Genomic DNA, 16,839 nt, shown 5'->3' with positions numbered 1-16,839 from the left:
TAGACATAAAGGAAGAAGGGGAGCGGTGGCTTAGGTCACTTCCCCTTTAACTAGTTAGAATCAAATGATTAGGGGGCGTTTTAGATGAAACAGTCTGGAACGAAAAATGAAGTTCAAGTCAATAAAGTGACACTTTTTTCGCTAATACCTGGCTTCGGTCAGCTAGCAAATGGACAAAAAGCGAAAGGAATTGCCTTTTTCAGTATCTTTCTTATTTTTGTGATTCAAATGATCCTTGGTGGTTTTCAATCATTAGTTGGATTAGTAACACTGGGAAGTATCCCTATAGAAGATCATTCATTGTTTATTTTGATTGAAGGAACATTACAATTAATCATCACGATTATTTTCTTTCTCTTTTATGGTTTAAATCTTTATGATGCACGACGTGTCGCAACTATGCGAAAAAATGGCCAAAAAATCAATGTAACAATGAAAGAAACGTTGCAGACTATTGGGGATGAAGGATTTCCTTACTTACTAACTTTACCAGCCTATCTTTTAATGATTTTTACCATTATTTTTCCAGTGTTGGTTACCTTATTTACAGCATTTACAAACTACGATTTCAACCACATTCCGCCTGCAAGTTTGATTGATTGGGTGGGATTCAAAAACTTCTTTAGTATCTTCTTTTTAAGTTCCTATCGAAATACTTTTTTATCTGTTTTCAGTTGGACAATCATCTGGACTTTGTGTGCAACAACTTTGCAAATTAGCTTAGGCGTGTTGACTGCCGTAGTTGCTCACCAAAAGTTTATTAAATTTAAACGTGTATTTGGTATTATTTTCTTATTACCTTGGGCTGTTCCTGCTTTTATTACAATTATGAGCTTCTCTAACATTTTTAATGACAGTGTTGGAGCGATTAACACACAAGTTATCCCATTTTTGAACAACTTACCTTTGGTTGATATTGGCGCAATTTCTTGGAAAACAGATCCGAATTGGACAAAAGTGGCAATTATTCTTGTTCAAGGTTGGTTAGGTTTCCCATATATCTATGTCATGGTCACTGGAATCTTGCAGTCAATCTCTGAAGATTTGTATGAAGCTGCAAAAATTGACGGGGCGAATGCTTGGAAACGTTTCTCAAATATAACGTTACCTGCAATTTTCTTAGTGGCGGCGCCAACATTCATTACGCAATACACAGGGAACTTCAACAATTTCTCGATGATCTACCTATTTAATAATGGAGGGCCAGGTAGTGTCGGTGGTGGCGCAGGCTCAACTGATATTTTGATTTCTTGGATCTATAAACTGACAACAGGGACATCACCACAGTATTCAATGGCTTCGGCAATCACATTGATTATTTCTGCTGTAGTAATTTGTGTTTCCTTGCTTGTCTTTAAGAAAACAAATGCGTTCAACATGGGGGATTAGCAGATGAAAAAAATAAATTCTAGTGCGAGATTTCAACGAAGTGTGTCACATTTTTTTACGTATGCCTTCTTGATATTTCTCTCAATCATTATTTTATATCCACTATTGATTACTGCTAGTACAGCATTTAAGCCAGGGAACATTGCTGCATTTAGCTTAGACTTATCCGGTGAATGGACATTAAATAATTTTTCACGTTTGTTTAATGAAACATTGTATGGCACTTGGTATAAAAATACCTTGATTATTTCTGTATTAACAATGGTGATACAAGTAACGGTTGTAACATTAGCAGGTTACACATATAGTCGTTATCGCTTTATTGGTCGCAAATCAAGTTTGATGTTTTTCTTAGTTATTCAGATGGTGCCAACAATGGCGGCTTTGACTGCCTTTTATGTTATGGCATTCTTGCTTGATGCGCTAGACAAGTATTGGTTCCTAACAATGATTTATATTGGTGGTGGCATCCCGATGAATACTTGGTTGATGAAAGGCTATTTTGATACTGTGCCGATCGACCTTGATGAATCAGCGAAGTTAGATGGCGCAGGTCATTTTCGAATTTTCGCTCAAATTGTTTTGCCATTAGTTAAGCCAATGATTGCCGTTCAAGCATTGTGGGCATTCATGGGACCATTTGGCGATTTCATGCTATCGAAATTTTTATTACGCACACCTGAGAACCAAACCGTAGCAGTTGGGTTGCAAACATTTATCTCTGATGTGACGAATCAAAGAGTATCGTTATTTGCAGCGGGAGCAATCTTAATTGCTTTACCAATTTGTTTGTTATTCTTCTTCTTACAAAAGAACTTTGTTACAGGGCTGACTTCAGGCGGAACCAAAGGATAGGAGGTATCAGAAATGCAAACTTTCCCATTTAATTATTTCGCCAGTCTAGCTGGACCAAAACGTTTGTTTGCTGGACGAAAGGAACTTTCATGGCCAAAATTGTTCTTAATATTAGTCTTTTTAGTCTCTTTTATGACGATCCCAATCACTCTTTATTACGCAAATCAGGTTACAGCAATACCGAGTCAGCAATTTTTAGCGGTCAATCAGATGATAGATCAAGCAGGTGTGGAGCAATTTTCTCACTTACGAGTTGTCAACGGCGAATTAAAGGGGAAAGAAGCTATCATTTTTGAAAACCAAGAGCTGATAGTGGGCGTGGATTTACCAAAGAGTGTTCAACAAAAGGGTACGTTTATTAATTTTGAAAAAACACAGTGGCACATTCAGCAACAAGAAAATGGACAAACTAGAAGCTATACGATGAACTATGGGCCGTCTTTTACACCAGCAATGAGTCAAACACCACAAGAATTTGAACAATTTCTAGAAGAACAATTTTATCTCAGCAATCGTCCAGTGATTATTTTGTCCTATAGTCTAAGTTTGGGGTTTATCTTACTCGTTATGACTATCATGATTTTGTTTGGCGCATCTCTCTTTTTATGGATGACAAGAAAGAGTCGTTTTTCTTCTATCCAAACGTTTAAGGAAAGTGCGAATCTAATGCTGAATGTTTTGGGTGTAGGATCGATTCTTGCTGCGGTAGTTGGTTTTGTACATTTTGATCTGATTTTAATGTTAGGTATCCAGTCAACGGTAGCTGTTTTGTTACTATTATGGATTTTCGCGAAAACAGGCTTCAAGGATGAACGGCAAGTAGCCGAGGCTTGAAGGACATCGGTATTTTTGTTATAGTTTAGAAAAGAAAAAGTAAAGGAGAACAAAGATGACTGCTTCCATGAAATTGCGCATTGAACTTTTAATGACATTTAGTTAATAAAAAAGTCCTAAGCACATGTGATTTCAGGGGATGAGTGTATCCTTTTTCCTTCGATAATTTTGATTGAAATCAAAGAGGTGGCTTATGGCTACCTCTTTTTTGTACACTTTTCCCTCATAAAAGGAGCGGAAAAAATGGAAACTTTAGCTGTTAAATTAATAAATATTGAAAAAAATTTTGGCGCCAAAAACATTTTATCTATTGATGAATTAACGATTTATCAAAATGAACGAATTGCAATTATTGGAAAAAACGGAAGTGGAAAATCAACATTACTAAAAATGATTGCTGGTAAAGTCGAGCCTGATCGTGGAAAAGTTCAAAGAGAAATTGAATTTAATTACTATGCCCAAAGCGAAGAGCTAACAAAGGTCCACGTTAGTAACCAACTAGATGGCGAACTGTTAAGTCGATTTGCTGTTCCAACAATGGGAATGGAGACTCTTAGTGGGGGAGAACAAGCGAAATTTCGTTTAGCCAATCAGCTATCAGATTATCAAATGGGCTTATTACTGGACGAGCCAACCACTCATTTGGATAGCCAGAGTATTGAAACATTGATTAAAGAACTAAGTTATTATTACGGTACATTAATTGTAGTCAGTCATGACCGATTCTTCATAAACCAAATCGCGACCAAAATTTGGGAAATTGAAGAGGGACGCGTGAGAGAATTTCACGGAAATTATACAGAGTATGTGAAACAAAAAGAAGCAGAGTGCATCGAAAAAGAGCGTTTAGCAGATCATTTTCAAAAAGAGAAGAAGCGTTTAGAAAATGCTATCAAGAAAAAACAAGCACAGGCAGAAAAACTAACACAATCAACGAAAAAACAGAAACAAAAAAGTCAACGTCCAGATCGGCTAGCTTCATCAAAACAAAAAGATACGGTCCAAAAATCTTTACAAAAAACAGCAAAAGCAATGACCAGTCGTTTAGACCAATTAGTAGAACAAACTGTTGATGTGAAAAATCAAAAAATTATTTTTCCTGTGCCAAAAACACTGGAAATCCATAATAAATTTCCAATCATGGGAGATCGGGTGGCGCTGGAAGTTGCTGGAAAAAAGCTAATAGAAGAAGCTACTTTTCAATTTGGGTTAGGAGAAAAAATTGCAATTACAGGTGCTAACGGTTCTGGAAAATCGACGTTGTTGCGTTATATTCTTGACCAAAAACGAGGCATAACTGTCTCTTCAAATGTTATTTTTTCTGTTTATCAGCAAATGGACTATCAATTAACAAGTGAGGAACCCTTATTAGCTTATTTATTGAAACAAACGGAAAATCCAGAACCTTTTGTGCGAGCCTTGCTAAATAATTTAGGGTTTAAACAAATAGAAATCACTAAACCTATTCGTGAGTTGAGTGGTGGTGAAGCCACACGTTTGGCGATTGCCTTACTTTTTACCAAACCAGCAAATACGCTAATCTTAGATGAGCCAACGAACTTTATTGATGTAAATACGATGCAAGCTTTAGAAGCATTAATCAAACAATATCCGGGAACTGTTATTTTTACTTCTCATGATACGTTATTTGTTCATGAAGTGGCAGAGGTAGTTTATCAAATTGAAAATCAAAAGTTGATTTTGAAAAAATAAGTTTTATGACTATTTTCTCACAAGAAAGAGTGAAGCTGCGGCCTTATCGGTCGTAGCTTCTTTTTTTGGGTATCTTTTTTAGAAATACACACAAAAGTTTGACAACTTAAGTAATAAGTAATACTACATAGCGGTACTTAGTAATACTTATTACTGAAAGTGGGAAATTTAAGGAGAAGGATATGGAAAATTTAACAGAAATGCTCAAAGGCGTACTTGAGGGTTGCGTCTTGGAAATCATTAGTCAGCAAGAGACGTATGGCTATGAGATAACAAAAAAGCTAAATGCTCTTGGGTTTACTGATGTGGTGGATGGCACAGTGTACACGATTTTGTTACGTCTTGAAAAAAATAAACTGGTGGATACGAAAAAGAAGCCCTCTGATATAGGACCACCAAGAAAATTTTTTACCCTCAATGATGCTGGGCGAGCTGAACTGGCAATTTTTTGGGAAAAGTGGGCATTTTTATCAGAAAAGATGACTCAATTAAAGGAGGAAACAGTAAATGAATAAGTTTTTTGATGATTACTTGAATGTAAAAAAATCATTACAAGTAAAAAAGAATATAAAGCACAAATGGCACGAGTCGATGCGTTGCCAAATGATTACCAATTTGTTTTCAAAAAAATCCAAAGCCATATGTGGAAATTTGCAACTGGTAGTGGTTATGACATGATGGCAGTGCAATATGATTTGATTGATCTGTTTGAAGAAGGTATAGCTGACGGGAAAAAAGTTCTTGAAGTGACGGGAACAGATGTGGCTTCTTTTTGCGATGAACTGTTGAAAAGTACAAAAACGTATACGGAAGATTGGCGCGAAAATTTGAACCGTGAAATCAACAAAAAGCTGAGATAAGCCTAGCTATTTTTTCCGACAAGTACTTGATTCGGTTCAGAGAATCACATTTAAAATAGGATTGGGACAAAAGTAATCTAAATAAAAAAACGCCTAAAATTCGTTTTGTAAACGTTAATTTTAGGCGTTCTTTGAAGTGAAGAATGTACGATGAATGACTGGATTTTTAATTTTGCCCCAGACTCGTTCTTTAACTTAATTTTCGATTGCTTCGAGTACCGTTTGACGTCCATCTCGTGGTTGCCACCCCAACTTGATCGCTTTTTGATTACTATGAGTATATTTACGTTTCAACATGGGGACTAATGAGCGCAATTCGCCAACAAATTTGGCTGCAAATTTTAAAGCAAAATCAGGGACGATAATTGGTTGATTTCCATAAATTCGACTGATTTGTGCGAAAGAGAGGTCTGTATTTTTTGCTAAAATTCGTTCGCCAATCGTGTCATTATTTTCTAAAGCTAAAAGATGTAAATTAGCTAGGTCGTTAACATCTGTCACTTCAAGCGTAATTTTTGGTACTAAACGAGAACGTTTGATACCATCTAAGACACCATTTGATGAGCGGTTACTGGTTAAAGCCTTACCAAAAATAGCGCCTGGTAAAATTGTTGTCAAAGCTAAATCATACTTTTGGGCTAATTCCCAAGCCTTTTTTTCTGCAGCAAGTTTTGATAACCGATAAGCATTGAGTTCTGGATTGTGCTGATCAGACCAATACGTTTCATCAATCACGCCTGTCGTGCTTGCTAAAGGAGTAGTTGCTGCTTGACTGGAAGTCATGATAATCCGTTTGATTCCAGCTTGATGTGCAGCATCAAAAACATGTTGAACACCTTGAACAGCCTCATCAATCAGTTTTGGATCGTTGGAATTTTCATGTCCAAGAGGGCTAGCAACATGGAGAATTGCATCAACACCAACCATCGAATCTTTCCAACCAGAAGCACTTGTTAAATCTGCAGCAAAGTAAGAAACACCTTCAAAAATAACAGGAGCTCGATCCAAATTCCGAACAGTTCCATTAACTTCGTAATTTTTTTCTTGCAATAATTTTATGATATGAGTTGCGACAAATCCATTTGCGCCTGTGACTAATACTTTCATTTTTTACCTCCTAGTGTTACACTTGTTATGGATGCTATTTTAGAAGATAAAAAGTGCTTAATCAAGCAATTGATCGGCATTTGTAACAGAAGGAGGAATCTGTTATGGCAGTGACGAATTATTCAAAAAGTATCAAAGAGGATACCAAAAAATGGCTCACATTAGCTACACTCGAATTATTAAAAACAACACAATTATCAAAACTGACAGTTTCTGAAGTAGCTAAGAGATCAGGTGTGAGTAGAATGGCATTTTATCGGCATTTTACTGATCTAACACAAGTGTTGACCGAATATTATGAACCCAAATTTCAAGCTATTTTTGATAAAACAATCAACAAAGTTAGTCATGAACAGAAAATTGATGATTTGTCTGAATTTTTTCAAGAACTGACACCAGATTTCCAAGCGGCTATTGAAGGAGGTTACAAAGAGATTATCTTTCAACTCTTTAGTCAACAAATGGCCCGCTTTTACGATGAAACGACCACTGGGGAAGATTGGGAAGGAAGTAAACGTTACTACTGGATCAAATTCATGTCAGCTGGCATCTTTGAAGTGTGGTTGAGTTGGATCGAAACGGGACAGAAAGAAAGTATTTCAGCAATGACAGATTTAATTAAGGAATTTCATGAGTAGTTATTTCTTAAAAAACAAAATCTAAAATACCCATCCAATTTTTTGGTTGGGTATTTTTTTAGTTAACTAGCTATTTTACAAAAAAATGAATCCGCCTCCAAAAAAACTGTTGCAAAAAATAAAAGTCATGCTATAGTGAAGTTGAACCGGTTCAACTTATTTAAATGGGGGAGATTTACTAATGAGTTTTGTAGACAAGTTATCTGAAAAGTTATTACCAATCGTTTCTAAGATGAACAACCAGCGTCACTTACTTGCAATTCGAGATAGTTTTATCATTACGATGCCACTAGTAATGGCGGCGTCTGTCATGGTCTTGTTAAATGCATTGATTTTTTCTAATGCCTTTGTTCAACAATGGATTGACTTGAGTTTTCTAGCAAACCTGGCTTCCATCGTCAATAATGGTACGATGAGTATTTTAGCAATTGTTGTGTGTTATAACATCGGCTGGAATTTAGCAAATCATTACATTCGATCAGGTGAGATGAATGATCCGGCTTTTAGTGCAGTGCATGCAGGTGTGTTAAGCGTTGCTGTTATGTTTATTCTGATGCCGTTGAAAAGCAGTGTTACTTTGGTGGACGGTAGTACAGCTGAAGCAACTGGCGTATTTTTACAAAGTCTGACTTCTTCTTCCGGTCTAGCAACGGCGATGATTGCTTCCATTGTTGGGACAGAGTTATTTATGAAGCTAGCAAAAATCAAGAAGTTAAAAATCAAAATGCCTGATGGTGTTCCACCGGCAGTTGCTACTTCATTCAATTCTTTAGTTCCTGAAACAGCAGTTATTCTTTTATTTGCTATTTTTGTTTTTCTACTGGATAAGTTTACTGGTCTTGATTTTCCAAGTTTGATTGAATTAGCCATTCAAACACCTTTAAAAGCTTTCGTCTTATCTGTTCCTGGTATTTTATTTTTACAATTCTTCTCTGATTTTCTTTGGGTTTTTGGTATGCATGGTTCAAGTATTTTGGCACCAATTCGTCAAGCACCATTATTACAATCGATTCAAGAAAATATGGATGCTTTTTCTGCTGGAAAAGAAATTCCTAATATTATTACCGAACCTTTTACGAATGCATTTGGATTAATTGGTGGAGGAGGCTGTATCTTACCATTAGTGATTGCGATTTTGTGGGTTTCAAAACGACAAGAACAGCGACAAATCGCCAAGTTTGGTTTGACAACTTGCTTGTTCAATATTACTGAACCTGTGATGTTTGGGCTACCAGTCGTAATGAATCCAATTTATATGATTCCCTGTGCGCTTATTCCATCAATCAATTTAGTTATTGCTTATGTTGCAACAAGTGTTGGTTTGATTGAAAAAACAGTTGCTGCAGCACCATGGATTACACCGCCAGTAATCCAATCATTTATTGCAACTGGGGGCGATGTAAAAGCAGCTATTTTGACTGTGTTATTAATTATTTTAGACGTCTTTTTATTTGTACCGTTTGTATTAGCTGCAAATAAAGCACGACAAGAAGGAGCGGGGGAACTTGGCTAAGTATCCATATCAAAATCCAGAACTAACGATTCGCCAACGTGTAGAAGACTTATTGGCACGCTTAAGTCTTAGCGAAAAAGTTGGGCAAGTCAATCAGCATCTCTATGGCTGGGAGTGTTATAAAAAGGAACAAGAAGCTGTTGAATTAACAGAAAAATTTAAGAATCATGTTCAGTGGGGTGGTGGCTTAGGCGCACTTTACGGGTTGTTTCGTGCAGATCCTTGGTCAAAAGTTGATGATAAAAATGGAATTGCTGCAAAGGATAGTTGGAAGGTAGCAAACCAAGTGCAAGAGTACGTGATTAGCCATTCTCGTTGGGGAATTCCCGCTTTAATCGTTGAAGAGTGTCCTCATGGGCATCAAGGACTGGAAAGCATTTCTTATCCTACGAATGTTGGTCGAGGTAGTAGTTTTAACCTAGAACTAGTTGAGCAGACAAGTCGCTTAATGGCGAAAGAACTAGCAGCAAAAGGTGTGCACTTAGCATTAGTTTCAACCTTGGATTTATTAAAAGATCCGCGCTGGGGAAGGTCAGAAGAATGCTTTGGGGAAGATCCGATTCTCAGTGCACGAATGAGCGAAGCAATTGTTCAAGGTTTTCAAGGTTCTCTGATTTCTGATGAAATAGCTTTCTTGGATCAACGAGTGGCAGATATTAATCGGTCTAAAGAACAAATTGGTGTGGTCTTGAAGCATTGCATTGCACAAGGGGAGGCTCTTGGTGGTCATAATTCTGGAACTGTTCCAATTGGCAGACGAGAATTTGCAGATGTTTATACACCGTTATTAAAAAGTACACGTAATGCTGTCGGAGTAATGGCTGCATACAATGATATTGATGGTGTCCCTTGTCATGTGAACCATGAATTGTTTGAACAAAACCTGCGAGCAAAAATGGGGTTCCAAGGATTGGTCATGGCAGATGGGATTGCTCTGGATCGTCTGAATGATGTATATGAAAGCCAAACAGAAGCAGCTAGCCATGCATTAACTGCTGGGATTGATTTAAGTTTGTGGGATGAAACTTATACTCGGATTGAAGAAGGTGTGTTGGAAGATGTGATTGACGAAACCATGCTTGATCGGTCTGTCCGACGCATTCTAGCAATTAAATTTTTATTGGGATTATTTGAAGATCCTTTTATCAAAGACCCGAAAGATCAATGGGAAGAGTTATTGACAGAATCAAGAAAATTAAATCAACAGTTGGCAGAGGAAAGCTTAGTTCTTACTAAAAACAATGGTGTGCTTCCGCTAAATCCAAGCGGGAAAAAAGTTGCTGTTATCGGACCGAATGCAGATAACTTGTATCATTTGTTGGGTGATTATTCAGCTCCACAAACAGAAATCCAATTAGAAAAAACGGTTTATCGGGAAATCAAGCAGCTATTTTCTTCAGCGACTGTTACGTATGCCGAGGGTTGCGAAATTCGAAATGAAGTATCACAAGAAGCAAAAATCGAAGAAGCACTTCAAGTAGCAGGAGAGGCAGATCTAATCATTACTGTTTTAGGTGGCTCAAGTGCGCGAAATTTCGATATGGAATTTTTACAAAATGGCGCGGTCTCATCAAAAGGGGTAAATATGGACTCTGGAGAAAATGTTGATGTCGCCTCGTTATCTTTAGGAGGAAAGCAAGAATTCCTCTTAACTGAACTGTCAAAACTTGAAAAACCACTCGTTTCAGTAGTAATCCAAGGTCGTCCATCTGACTTGTCATTGGTCGAAGCAGTGTCTGATGCTGTTTTGATTGGCTGGTTTCCAGGCCAAGAAGGAGGAAAAGCAATCGCGAAGACATTACTCGGACAATCAAATCCAAGTGGTCGTTTAAGTGTTACTTATCCTAGAAATAGTCAGCAATTACCTGTTTATTATTATCAGAGAGATGCCTCAAAACAAGAGAATTATTATGATTTAAGTGGCAGTCCACTGCATGATTTTGGGGAAGGGTTAAGCTATACCACGTTTGCTTATTCAGCACTTCAATGCAAAACAAATGTTGACAAACTAACGGTATCCGTTAAAGTTAAAAATAAAGGAACGATTGCTGGCAAAGTTAGTTCGCTTGTATTTGTCAAACTCCTTGGAGGATCTGTTATTCAGCGTAAAAAATTGCTGAAAGCTTTTAGCAAACATGAATTAAAAGCGCAGGAAGAAAAAACGGTGACGTTTGAGTTGTCTCCAGAGGATTTTCAATATGTAGGTGCAGACAATTGCTGGCATTTCGCCAAAAAAGCAAAAATCATGGTTGGTGATCAGGAGGCAGAAATCAATTGTGATTGGTAGGAGTGGGAGAAATGGCATCAATTAGAGACGTTGCTCAACTTGCTGGTGTTTCAGTAGGAACAGTATCACGGTACTTGAATGGTCAAAAATTAAGACAATCAAATGTTGAAAAAATTACTTCAGCGATCAAAGTTTTAGACTATAAAGAAAATATTATTGCCAAGGGGCTTAAAAATAATCGAAGTTTTTCCATTGGCTTACTGATGAACAGTATTTCTAGTCGATTCGGCTCAGAAGTTGTGTCAGGAATTGAAAAAGTTGCTGAAGCAAATGGTTATAGCATACTACTTAGTGGTTTTTCGAAAAGTGAAAAGCAAATGGATGAGAAAATTGATTATTTGTTGAAACACTCCGTGGATGGATTGATTGTCTTTTTATCAAGTGAAGAGTGGATTGACATGGAAAAATTAGCACAAGTCAACGTCCCAATTGTCTCTTTGAATTATCCAGATCCATTGAACAATGCAGATGTCATTTTATTGGATGATCGTGAAAGTGTCTCAAATGTGATTTCTGATTACATTGCTAAAGGCCATCAAAAAATCGGTTATATCACTGCTCCGCAAACAGATTACACAGCAAAAGAACGACTGTTAGGCGCAAAAGATGCAGTCGAGAATCACCCCGAAGTAGCACTTGAAATTTACGAAGGGGATTACACCAGAAGGAGTGGCTACCAAGGAACAAAAGAATTATTAATGGCAAATGCAACAGCTATCTTTGTCAGCAACTACAATATGTCTCTTGGATCCTTAGAATGTTTTAATGAACAAGGAATTTCTGTAAAAAAAGACATTGCCTTTGGTCATTATGACTATTTATCTGAAGGGGAGCAAAGTATTTTACCGCGGGTCACGATTAATCCGCCAACCGAAAAAATTGGTGAAACGGCAGCAACGATTATCCTTGAACGAATCAAAGGAATACCGGAAAACTTGCCATCTGAAAAACAAACAATTATTCTGAATAACCAGATTTTAGGGATGACTACTGAATAATAGTGGAAAAGTTTATTTGATAAAAGGAATCGGGAAGAACTAGTAGTTGATTTCATAGGAATGATGAAAGACGTGCGAGATCAAATGAGGTCTCGGCGTTTTTTGTTTGCGGTGAAAAACGACTTAAATGAGTATTGTTCTCATTTTTTTGAAAAAAGTGAAAATTTACTGGATTTTTTATTGATATTTCCGTTTTTCCATGCTATTTTCTTTTTTGAGGTGAAAGGAAAATGATTGAAAATAAAAAGAAAATATGGTGGCTATCTATGTTGCTTGGCACACTAAGCGCCTATGGCCCCTTACTACTTGATACTTATTTACCAGCTTTACCAGTGCTAGAAACGGACTTTGGCATCCCGACATCAATGGTTCAGTTAAGCTTGACCATGTGTTTAGCAGGACTCGCATTTGGTCCATTGTTTATTGGCGCAATCAGTGACCGTATTGGGCGGAAGAAACCACTTCTATGGGGCATTGGTATTTCTGTCATTGCCTGTTTATTATCAGTATCTGTCACAAATATTTGGTTATTTTTAGGCTTACGTTTGATTCAAGGAATTGCTAGCTCAACTGGCGTTGTTCTGACGCGAGCAATTGCAAAAGATTTATTTTCTGGAACTCAATTGACTCGATTCATTGCAATGTTGATGGCAATCAATGGTATTTTTCCAATTGTTTCTCCTTTACTGGGTAGTTTTTTCTTGAGCTATTTTTCTTGGCGAGTTATTTTTATTTTTCTTGCAGTAATTGGTTTGTTATTATTTTTAGGTATTCTAATCGGGTTTAAGGAAACGCATGAAGTCCAATTGACAACTGAAAAAGTTGATCAAAGAGCAGGTTGGCAAGCAGTATTCAGCGATCGGCCATTTATGATGTTCGTGCTGATTCAAGGTTTCGTTTATGCAGCGATGTTTTGTTACATTTCTGGTTCGTCCTTTATGTTACAAAATGTTTTTGGTTTGTCGGATAAAATGTTTAGCTTGATTTATGGAATCAATGGAATCGGAATTGTAGTTGCAGCAGAACTTGCTGGTGTGTTATCGAAGAGAATGAGTAGCTTCCGTCAGCTAGGTTGGGGAGTAGGTCTTGGTTTTTTAGGTAGCATTTTGGTGATTATTAGTGGCATCCATACAAATCACTTGTGGTTAGCTCTGCTTGGGTTGTTGTTAGTCGTATCGACATTGGGGTTAGTAAATGCAGTGGTAACAACAATGGCGATGGAAAGGCAAGGCAAACATGCTGGGATTGCTTCTTCCGTACTTGGATTAGGAATGTATGCAATCGGGATGGTCTTCACGCCGCTAGTAGGAATCATGGGAAGCAATACGTATTTACCTTTAGCTGTATTGATTTTTATTTCTGAAGCATGTGCGGTTATTTTATATAGAATGTTAGGAAGAGATATCTTTTCGAAAGAAAAAAAGAAATCACTGTTAAAAAATTAGTTAAGTAAAAGTGGCTGAAACAAAAGGCTGGCTTTCGTTTCAGTACGTAATTGAATGTTGAAAAGAGGAGAGGCTGGACAGCGTTCTGGCCTTTTTTGTGTAAAAAAGACGCTTTCTGGTATCTGAAAACGTCTAAAAAGAGGATAGAATATTTTTTACCTGTTTTTGCCAGAAAATCAGCAATCTTCTTGTCTAAGTTGATAAAAATGAAGCTGGTTGTGTGAAGGTGATTGCTCATTGTTAGTGAAATAAACAGAAACCTTCGTTAAAATAAATTTTGTTCTTGTAAAAGACGAACGTTATCCAGTTCGTTTGAAAAAAATAAAGTTTTTTTGTTGATTTTCTAGTTGGAAATGCTAAACTAGATAAAATGCCTTTGAAGGAGCGATTATCTTGAATTTAGAAATGACCTTTGCCAACCATACTTTTGCTAATCCGTTTATGAATGCGTCTGGTGTTCATTGTATAACGGTGCAAGAAATGCATGAACTAGCAAGCTCAGATGCTGGTGCGATGATTACTAAGAGTTGCACGATCCCAGAGCGTGCAGGAAATCCTGAACCACGATACTATGATGTAGCGTTAGGGAGCATCAATTCGATGGGGTTACCTAATTTAGGTTTTGCTTATTATTTGGACTACGCACTTCAATATGAAAAAGAAAATCCAACTGCTGCTCCGTTATTTTTCTCAATTGCGGGAATGAGTGTAGCAGAGAACTTAGAAATGTTAGAAATGATCGAAAAAAGTGATTTTCGTGGAATCACAGAATTAAATCTTTCTTGTCCTAATGTTCCAGGGAAACCACAACTTGCTTATGATTTCGATGCCACTTTTGAAACACTTAAACAAGCATTTGCCATTTTTACAAAACCATTGGGCGTGAAATTACCACCATATTTTGACTTTGCTCATTTCGATGCGATGGCAGATATCTTGAATCAATTTCCTTTGACCTACGTTAATGCAATCAATAGTGTGGGGAATGGGTTATATATCGATCCTCAAAGTGACACGGTAGTAATCAAACCGAAGGACGGGTTTGGCGGAATTGGTGGCGAGTATATCAAACCAACTGCTTTGGCAAATGTTCGTGCTTTTTATACTAGATTAAAACCTGAAATTCAAATTATTGGGACTGGTGGGATTTGTAATGGACAAGACGCCTTCGAACATTTATTGTGTGGCGCAAGCATGTTGCAAATTGGAACGCAATTGCACAAAGAAGGACCAGAAATTTTTACTAGAATAATCAAAGAATTAGCAGAAATTATGGAAGTAAAAGGGTATCAATCAATTAGCGAATTTCAAGGGAAATTACGAACTATTTCATAAAACTCAACAAAAAAACGTGAGGCAATTGTGCCCCACGTTTTTTTGTTTACGTTTATTCTTCTAAAGGTTTATTTTTTTGGGAATGTTTTGCTAATAGTTCGCGTAAAGAGCTAACATCCTTGTTGGTTTTGAAATTATTTGTGATATAAAGATCGGTATATCCAAAATCACAAAGAGAGATAGTGGAGTTAGTAACCAGAATATCATAAGACTTACCAAACTCAGCGATTTCACACGTGATGAAAAAATGGTTTTCAAATTCAGTTTTGACCATTTCCACCATGATGTTACTGTAAAGATAATCATCACTTGAGTGGACGCCAATCGTAATCTGATTTGTTGAAAAACGTTTTATCTGATTAATGAAATAAAGGTAGATACGAGTTACTAGTTGTTTAGTAGTATCTAATAAAGCTTTTTCAACTAAAATTTCTCCTTCATCTACGATTTGATTTGCAAGTTCGAAGTTAGGAATAAAGGTGGTTGCTTTTAGTAACCGTTCAGAAATAATTTTTTCTTCAAGAAAGGTGATACTTCCTCGAAAGTAGAGAAGTGAACCATGTATTTGTGTCAAATAGTACTTCCAATTAGCAATAAATGTTTCGTCAATTTTCTCTTGGCCAAGTTGATAGTCAGATTTAACTTTGCTTACTACCAGTTCATTCAGTGCGATGATTTTAGGGTTGCTGGTCGGCCAGTAGCCATCTTCTAAAATCATTGCAACATCAAGTGGCACTATCGACATAGAAGAGATGAATAGGTATAAATAAATTGCATTATGGGGTGAACCAAAGACAGCAGAGTGACTGAGTGAAAAAAAGTAAGCATCACGCACAATCTGATAAATAGAATCTTCTGTCTGATAGTCAAAAAAAGTTTCCAAAATAGGACTTGAATCATTTAAAGATTGCTTTAAAATACGTGTTTTTAAGATCCGAATCCAAAGGTATAGCTTTAATTTTGCTTCTCTTGTGAAAGTTTGTTTTAATTTCTTTTCCAAGTAATCTGCAAAACGCATGGCGCTTACGTCATTTGTTTTCCCTTCCAATTCGTCTAGCGGGACACCTACCCAAAATAATTGATAGAAAAAATAACAAATTTGTAGTTCGTCGCCAATGATGGTTCCTTTGCGAATCTGAATATCAAATTCTTTAATTTCTTTGTTTAATTTTTTTAGGTGACGATAAATAGCAGCTTCACTTAATGAAACGCTGTGACTTAAATCAACGATTGAATAACTTGGATGTTGATATAGATAGATGAGAATTTGATAGTCAACCGAACGATTCAAATAATAATAATAGAACTTGTCTAAGCTGGTGTGATTATCCTTTTGAAGTGTGATACTGTTGTGTATTTTATCGTATGTAAGAGATAACCCGATATTTAATTGCTCGAGGGTAGAGCCGACTTCTTCAATATTTGTTTCAAAAAGGAATCGAGTGAGTGCTAATTCTTCAATCATTGTTGTGGTGCTTGTCTTAGCATTATAATCCAATAAAAAATGGACCATTGAAATTTGAATACGACTATTTTTATCCAATAAATTCAAAAGGTTCAAAATCAACACCTGCTTTTCACATTTTTAGTAAGACTTAGTTCATCACACATAACACGGAATTTATAAATAACAACAATATATATGGATCTAGCATAGATAATTATAACATCAATTAAAAAAAAGCAAAGAATATTTTCTGGGCGCTAAAAATGTTTTTTTCTTCACAATGAACGAAACCAACGAGAAAAAACCTTAGAAAAAGGGAGACTGGGACAAAATTAGTTCCAGTCTTTTTCTTTTCCGTCAATCAGTTTAGATGAAAAGAAGAGCAGATATAACTTGGGTGAGCAAGTGAATTTCGTCC

The 16,839-nt window shown here is 36.6% G+C and carries 14 protein-coding genes; 12 read left to right on the top strand and 2 right to left on the bottom strand.

Translation table 11 applies throughout. From position 1 onward, the window contains the following. Nucleotides 1–84: 84 nt before the first annotated feature. From IGJ76_RS07075 to IGJ76_RS07050, 6 genes are all read left to right on the top strand, one after another. Nucleotides 85–1,389, top strand: a complete 1,305-nt coding sequence (locus IGJ76_RS07075; RefSeq protein WP_067482155.1) for a carbohydrate ABC transporter permease — start codon at nt 85–87, stop codon at nt 1,387–1,389. 3 nt (nt 1,390–1,392) lie between these two features. Beyond that, complete coding sequence (locus IGJ76_RS07070) at nt 1,393–2,244, top strand: sugar ABC transporter permease (RefSeq protein WP_071868410.1); 852 nt, start codon at nt 1,393–1,395, stop codon at nt 2,242–2,244. A 12-nt stretch (nt 2,245–2,256) separates the two neighbouring features. Next, entirely contained in the window at nt 2,257–3,078 is an 822-nt protein-coding gene (locus IGJ76_RS07065; RefSeq protein WP_086270918.1) for a maltodextrose utilization protein MalA, read from the top strand. A 243-nt stretch (nt 3,079–3,321) separates the two neighbouring features. Further along, nucleotides 3,322–4,791 carry a ribosomal protection-like ABC-F family protein gene (abc-f, locus tag IGJ76_RS07060; protein ID WP_067482150.1) on the top strand — a complete coding sequence of 490 codons (1,470 nt, stop codon included), beginning with the start codon at nt 3,322–3,324 and terminating at the stop codon, nt 4,789–4,791. Nucleotides 4,792–4,973: 182 nt separating this feature from the next. Then, nucleotides 4,974–5,306 (top strand): PadR family transcriptional regulator, encoded by a 333-nt coding sequence (locus IGJ76_RS07055; protein WP_095803660.1) that lies wholly within the window; start codon nt 4,974–4,976, stop codon nt 5,304–5,306. A gap of 30 nt (nt 5,307–5,336) precedes the next feature. Beyond that, nucleotides 5,337–5,651: a DUF1048 domain-containing protein gene (locus IGJ76_RS07050; RefSeq protein ID WP_342351826.1), complete on the top strand. Its 315-nt coding sequence runs from the start codon at nt 5,337–5,339 to the stop codon at nt 5,649–5,651. Nucleotides 5,652–5,846: 195 nt separating this feature from the next. Here IGJ76_RS07050 and IGJ76_RS07045 read toward each other — a convergent pair whose 3' ends face one another. After that, on the bottom strand, nt 5,847–6,758 hold the full coding sequence (locus IGJ76_RS07045) for an NAD-dependent epimerase/dehydratase family protein (protein WP_067482146.1): 912 nt from the start codon (nt 6,756–6,758) through the stop codon (nt 5,847–5,849). Between the two features lie 104 nt (nt 6,759–6,862). Between IGJ76_RS07045 and IGJ76_RS07040 the strand changes: the two genes are divergently transcribed. From IGJ76_RS07040 to IGJ76_RS07015, 6 genes are all read left to right on the top strand, one after another. Next, nucleotides 6,863–7,396: a TetR/AcrR family transcriptional regulator gene (locus IGJ76_RS07040; RefSeq protein ID WP_430596516.1), complete on the top strand. Its 534-nt coding sequence runs from the start codon at nt 6,863–6,865 to the stop codon at nt 7,394–7,396. 181 nt (nt 7,397–7,577) lie between these two features. After that, the gene (locus IGJ76_RS07035; protein ID WP_071868405.1) at nt 7,578–8,909 is read left to right on the top strand and encodes a PTS sugar transporter subunit IIC; all 1,332 of its coding nucleotides are present in this window, start codon (nt 7,578–7,580) and stop codon (nt 8,907–8,909) included. Beyond that, nucleotides 8,902–11,196, top strand: coding sequence for a glycoside hydrolase family 3 N-terminal domain-containing protein (locus IGJ76_RS07030; RefSeq protein ID WP_067482142.1), 2,295 nt, complete (start codon nt 8,902–8,904; stop codon nt 11,194–11,196). Before IGJ76_RS07035 ends, IGJ76_RS07030 begins: the two co-directional genes overlap by 8 nt. A gap of 11 nt (nt 11,197–11,207) precedes the next feature. After that, nucleotides 11,208–12,194 (top strand): LacI family DNA-binding transcriptional regulator, encoded by a 987-nt coding sequence (locus tag IGJ76_RS07025; protein WP_430596515.1) that lies wholly within the window; start codon nt 11,208–11,210, stop codon nt 12,192–12,194. A 230-nt stretch (nt 12,195–12,424) separates the two neighbouring features. Then, complete coding sequence (locus tag IGJ76_RS07020; protein ID WP_430596514.1) at nt 12,425–13,639, top strand: multidrug effflux MFS transporter; 1,215 nt, start codon at nt 12,425–12,427, stop codon at nt 13,637–13,639. Nucleotides 13,640–14,032: 393 nt separating this feature from the next. Beyond that, nucleotides 14,033–14,974, top strand: a complete 942-nt coding sequence (locus IGJ76_RS07015; protein ID WP_071868402.1) for a dihydroorotate oxidase — start codon at nt 14,033–14,035, stop codon at nt 14,972–14,974. A 52-nt stretch (nt 14,975–15,026) separates the two neighbouring features. Here the strand turns inward: IGJ76_RS07015 and IGJ76_RS07010 are convergent, their stop codons facing one another. Further along, nucleotides 15,027–16,535, bottom strand: coding sequence for a helix-turn-helix domain-containing protein (locus tag IGJ76_RS07010; RefSeq protein WP_430596513.1), 1,509 nt, complete (start codon nt 16,533–16,535; stop codon nt 15,027–15,029). Between the last annotated feature and the right edge of the window lie 304 nt (nt 16,536–16,839).

Source organism: Enterococcus sp. DIV0175, from assembly GCF_050529075.1.
In the GTDB taxonomy this organism is placed as follows: Bacteria; Bacillota; Bacilli; order Lactobacillales; family Enterococcaceae; genus Enterococcus_B; species Enterococcus_B thailandicus.
Note: the sequence above shows the minus strand (reverse complement) of the source record. Positions and strands in the feature narration are given on the sequence as shown.

What these genes read in the sequence shown, in the direction of transcription:
- IGJ76_RS07035 (WP_071868405.1), top strand. Translation starts at nt 7,578, where the DNA reads ATGAGTTTTGTAGACAAGTTATCTGAAAAGTTATTACCAATCGTTTCT.
- IGJ76_RS07065 (WP_086270918.1), top strand. Translation starts at nt 2,257, where the DNA reads ATGCAAACTTTCCCATTTAATTATTTCGCCAGTCTAGCTGGACCAAAA.
- IGJ76_RS07020 (WP_430596514.1), top strand. Translation starts at nt 12,425, where the DNA reads ATGATTGAAAATAAAAAGAAAATATGGTGGCTATCTATGTTGCTTGGC.
- IGJ76_RS07070 (WP_071868410.1), top strand. Translation starts at nt 1,393, where the DNA reads ATGAAAAAAATAAATTCTAGTGCGAGATTTCAACGAAGTGTGTCACAT.
- IGJ76_RS07045 (WP_067482146.1), bottom strand. Translation starts at nt 6,758, where the DNA reads ATGAAAGTATTAGTCACAGGCGCAAATGGATTTGTCGCAACTCATATC.
- IGJ76_RS07075 (WP_067482155.1), top strand. Translation starts at nt 85, where the DNA reads ATGAAACAGTCTGGAACGAAAAATGAAGTTCAAGTCAATAAAGTGACA.
- abc-f (WP_067482150.1), top strand. Translation starts at nt 3,322, where the DNA reads ATGGAAACTTTAGCTGTTAAATTAATAAATATTGAAAAAAATTTTGGC.
- IGJ76_RS07040 (WP_430596516.1), top strand. Translation starts at nt 6,863, where the DNA reads ATGGCAGTGACGAATTATTCAAAAAGTATCAAAGAGGATACCAAAAAA.
- IGJ76_RS07055 (WP_095803660.1), top strand. Translation starts at nt 4,974, where the DNA reads ATGGAAAATTTAACAGAAATGCTCAAAGGCGTACTTGAGGGTTGCGTC.
- IGJ76_RS07025 (WP_430596515.1), top strand. Translation starts at nt 11,208, where the DNA reads ATGGCATCAATTAGAGACGTTGCTCAACTTGCTGGTGTTTCAGTAGGA.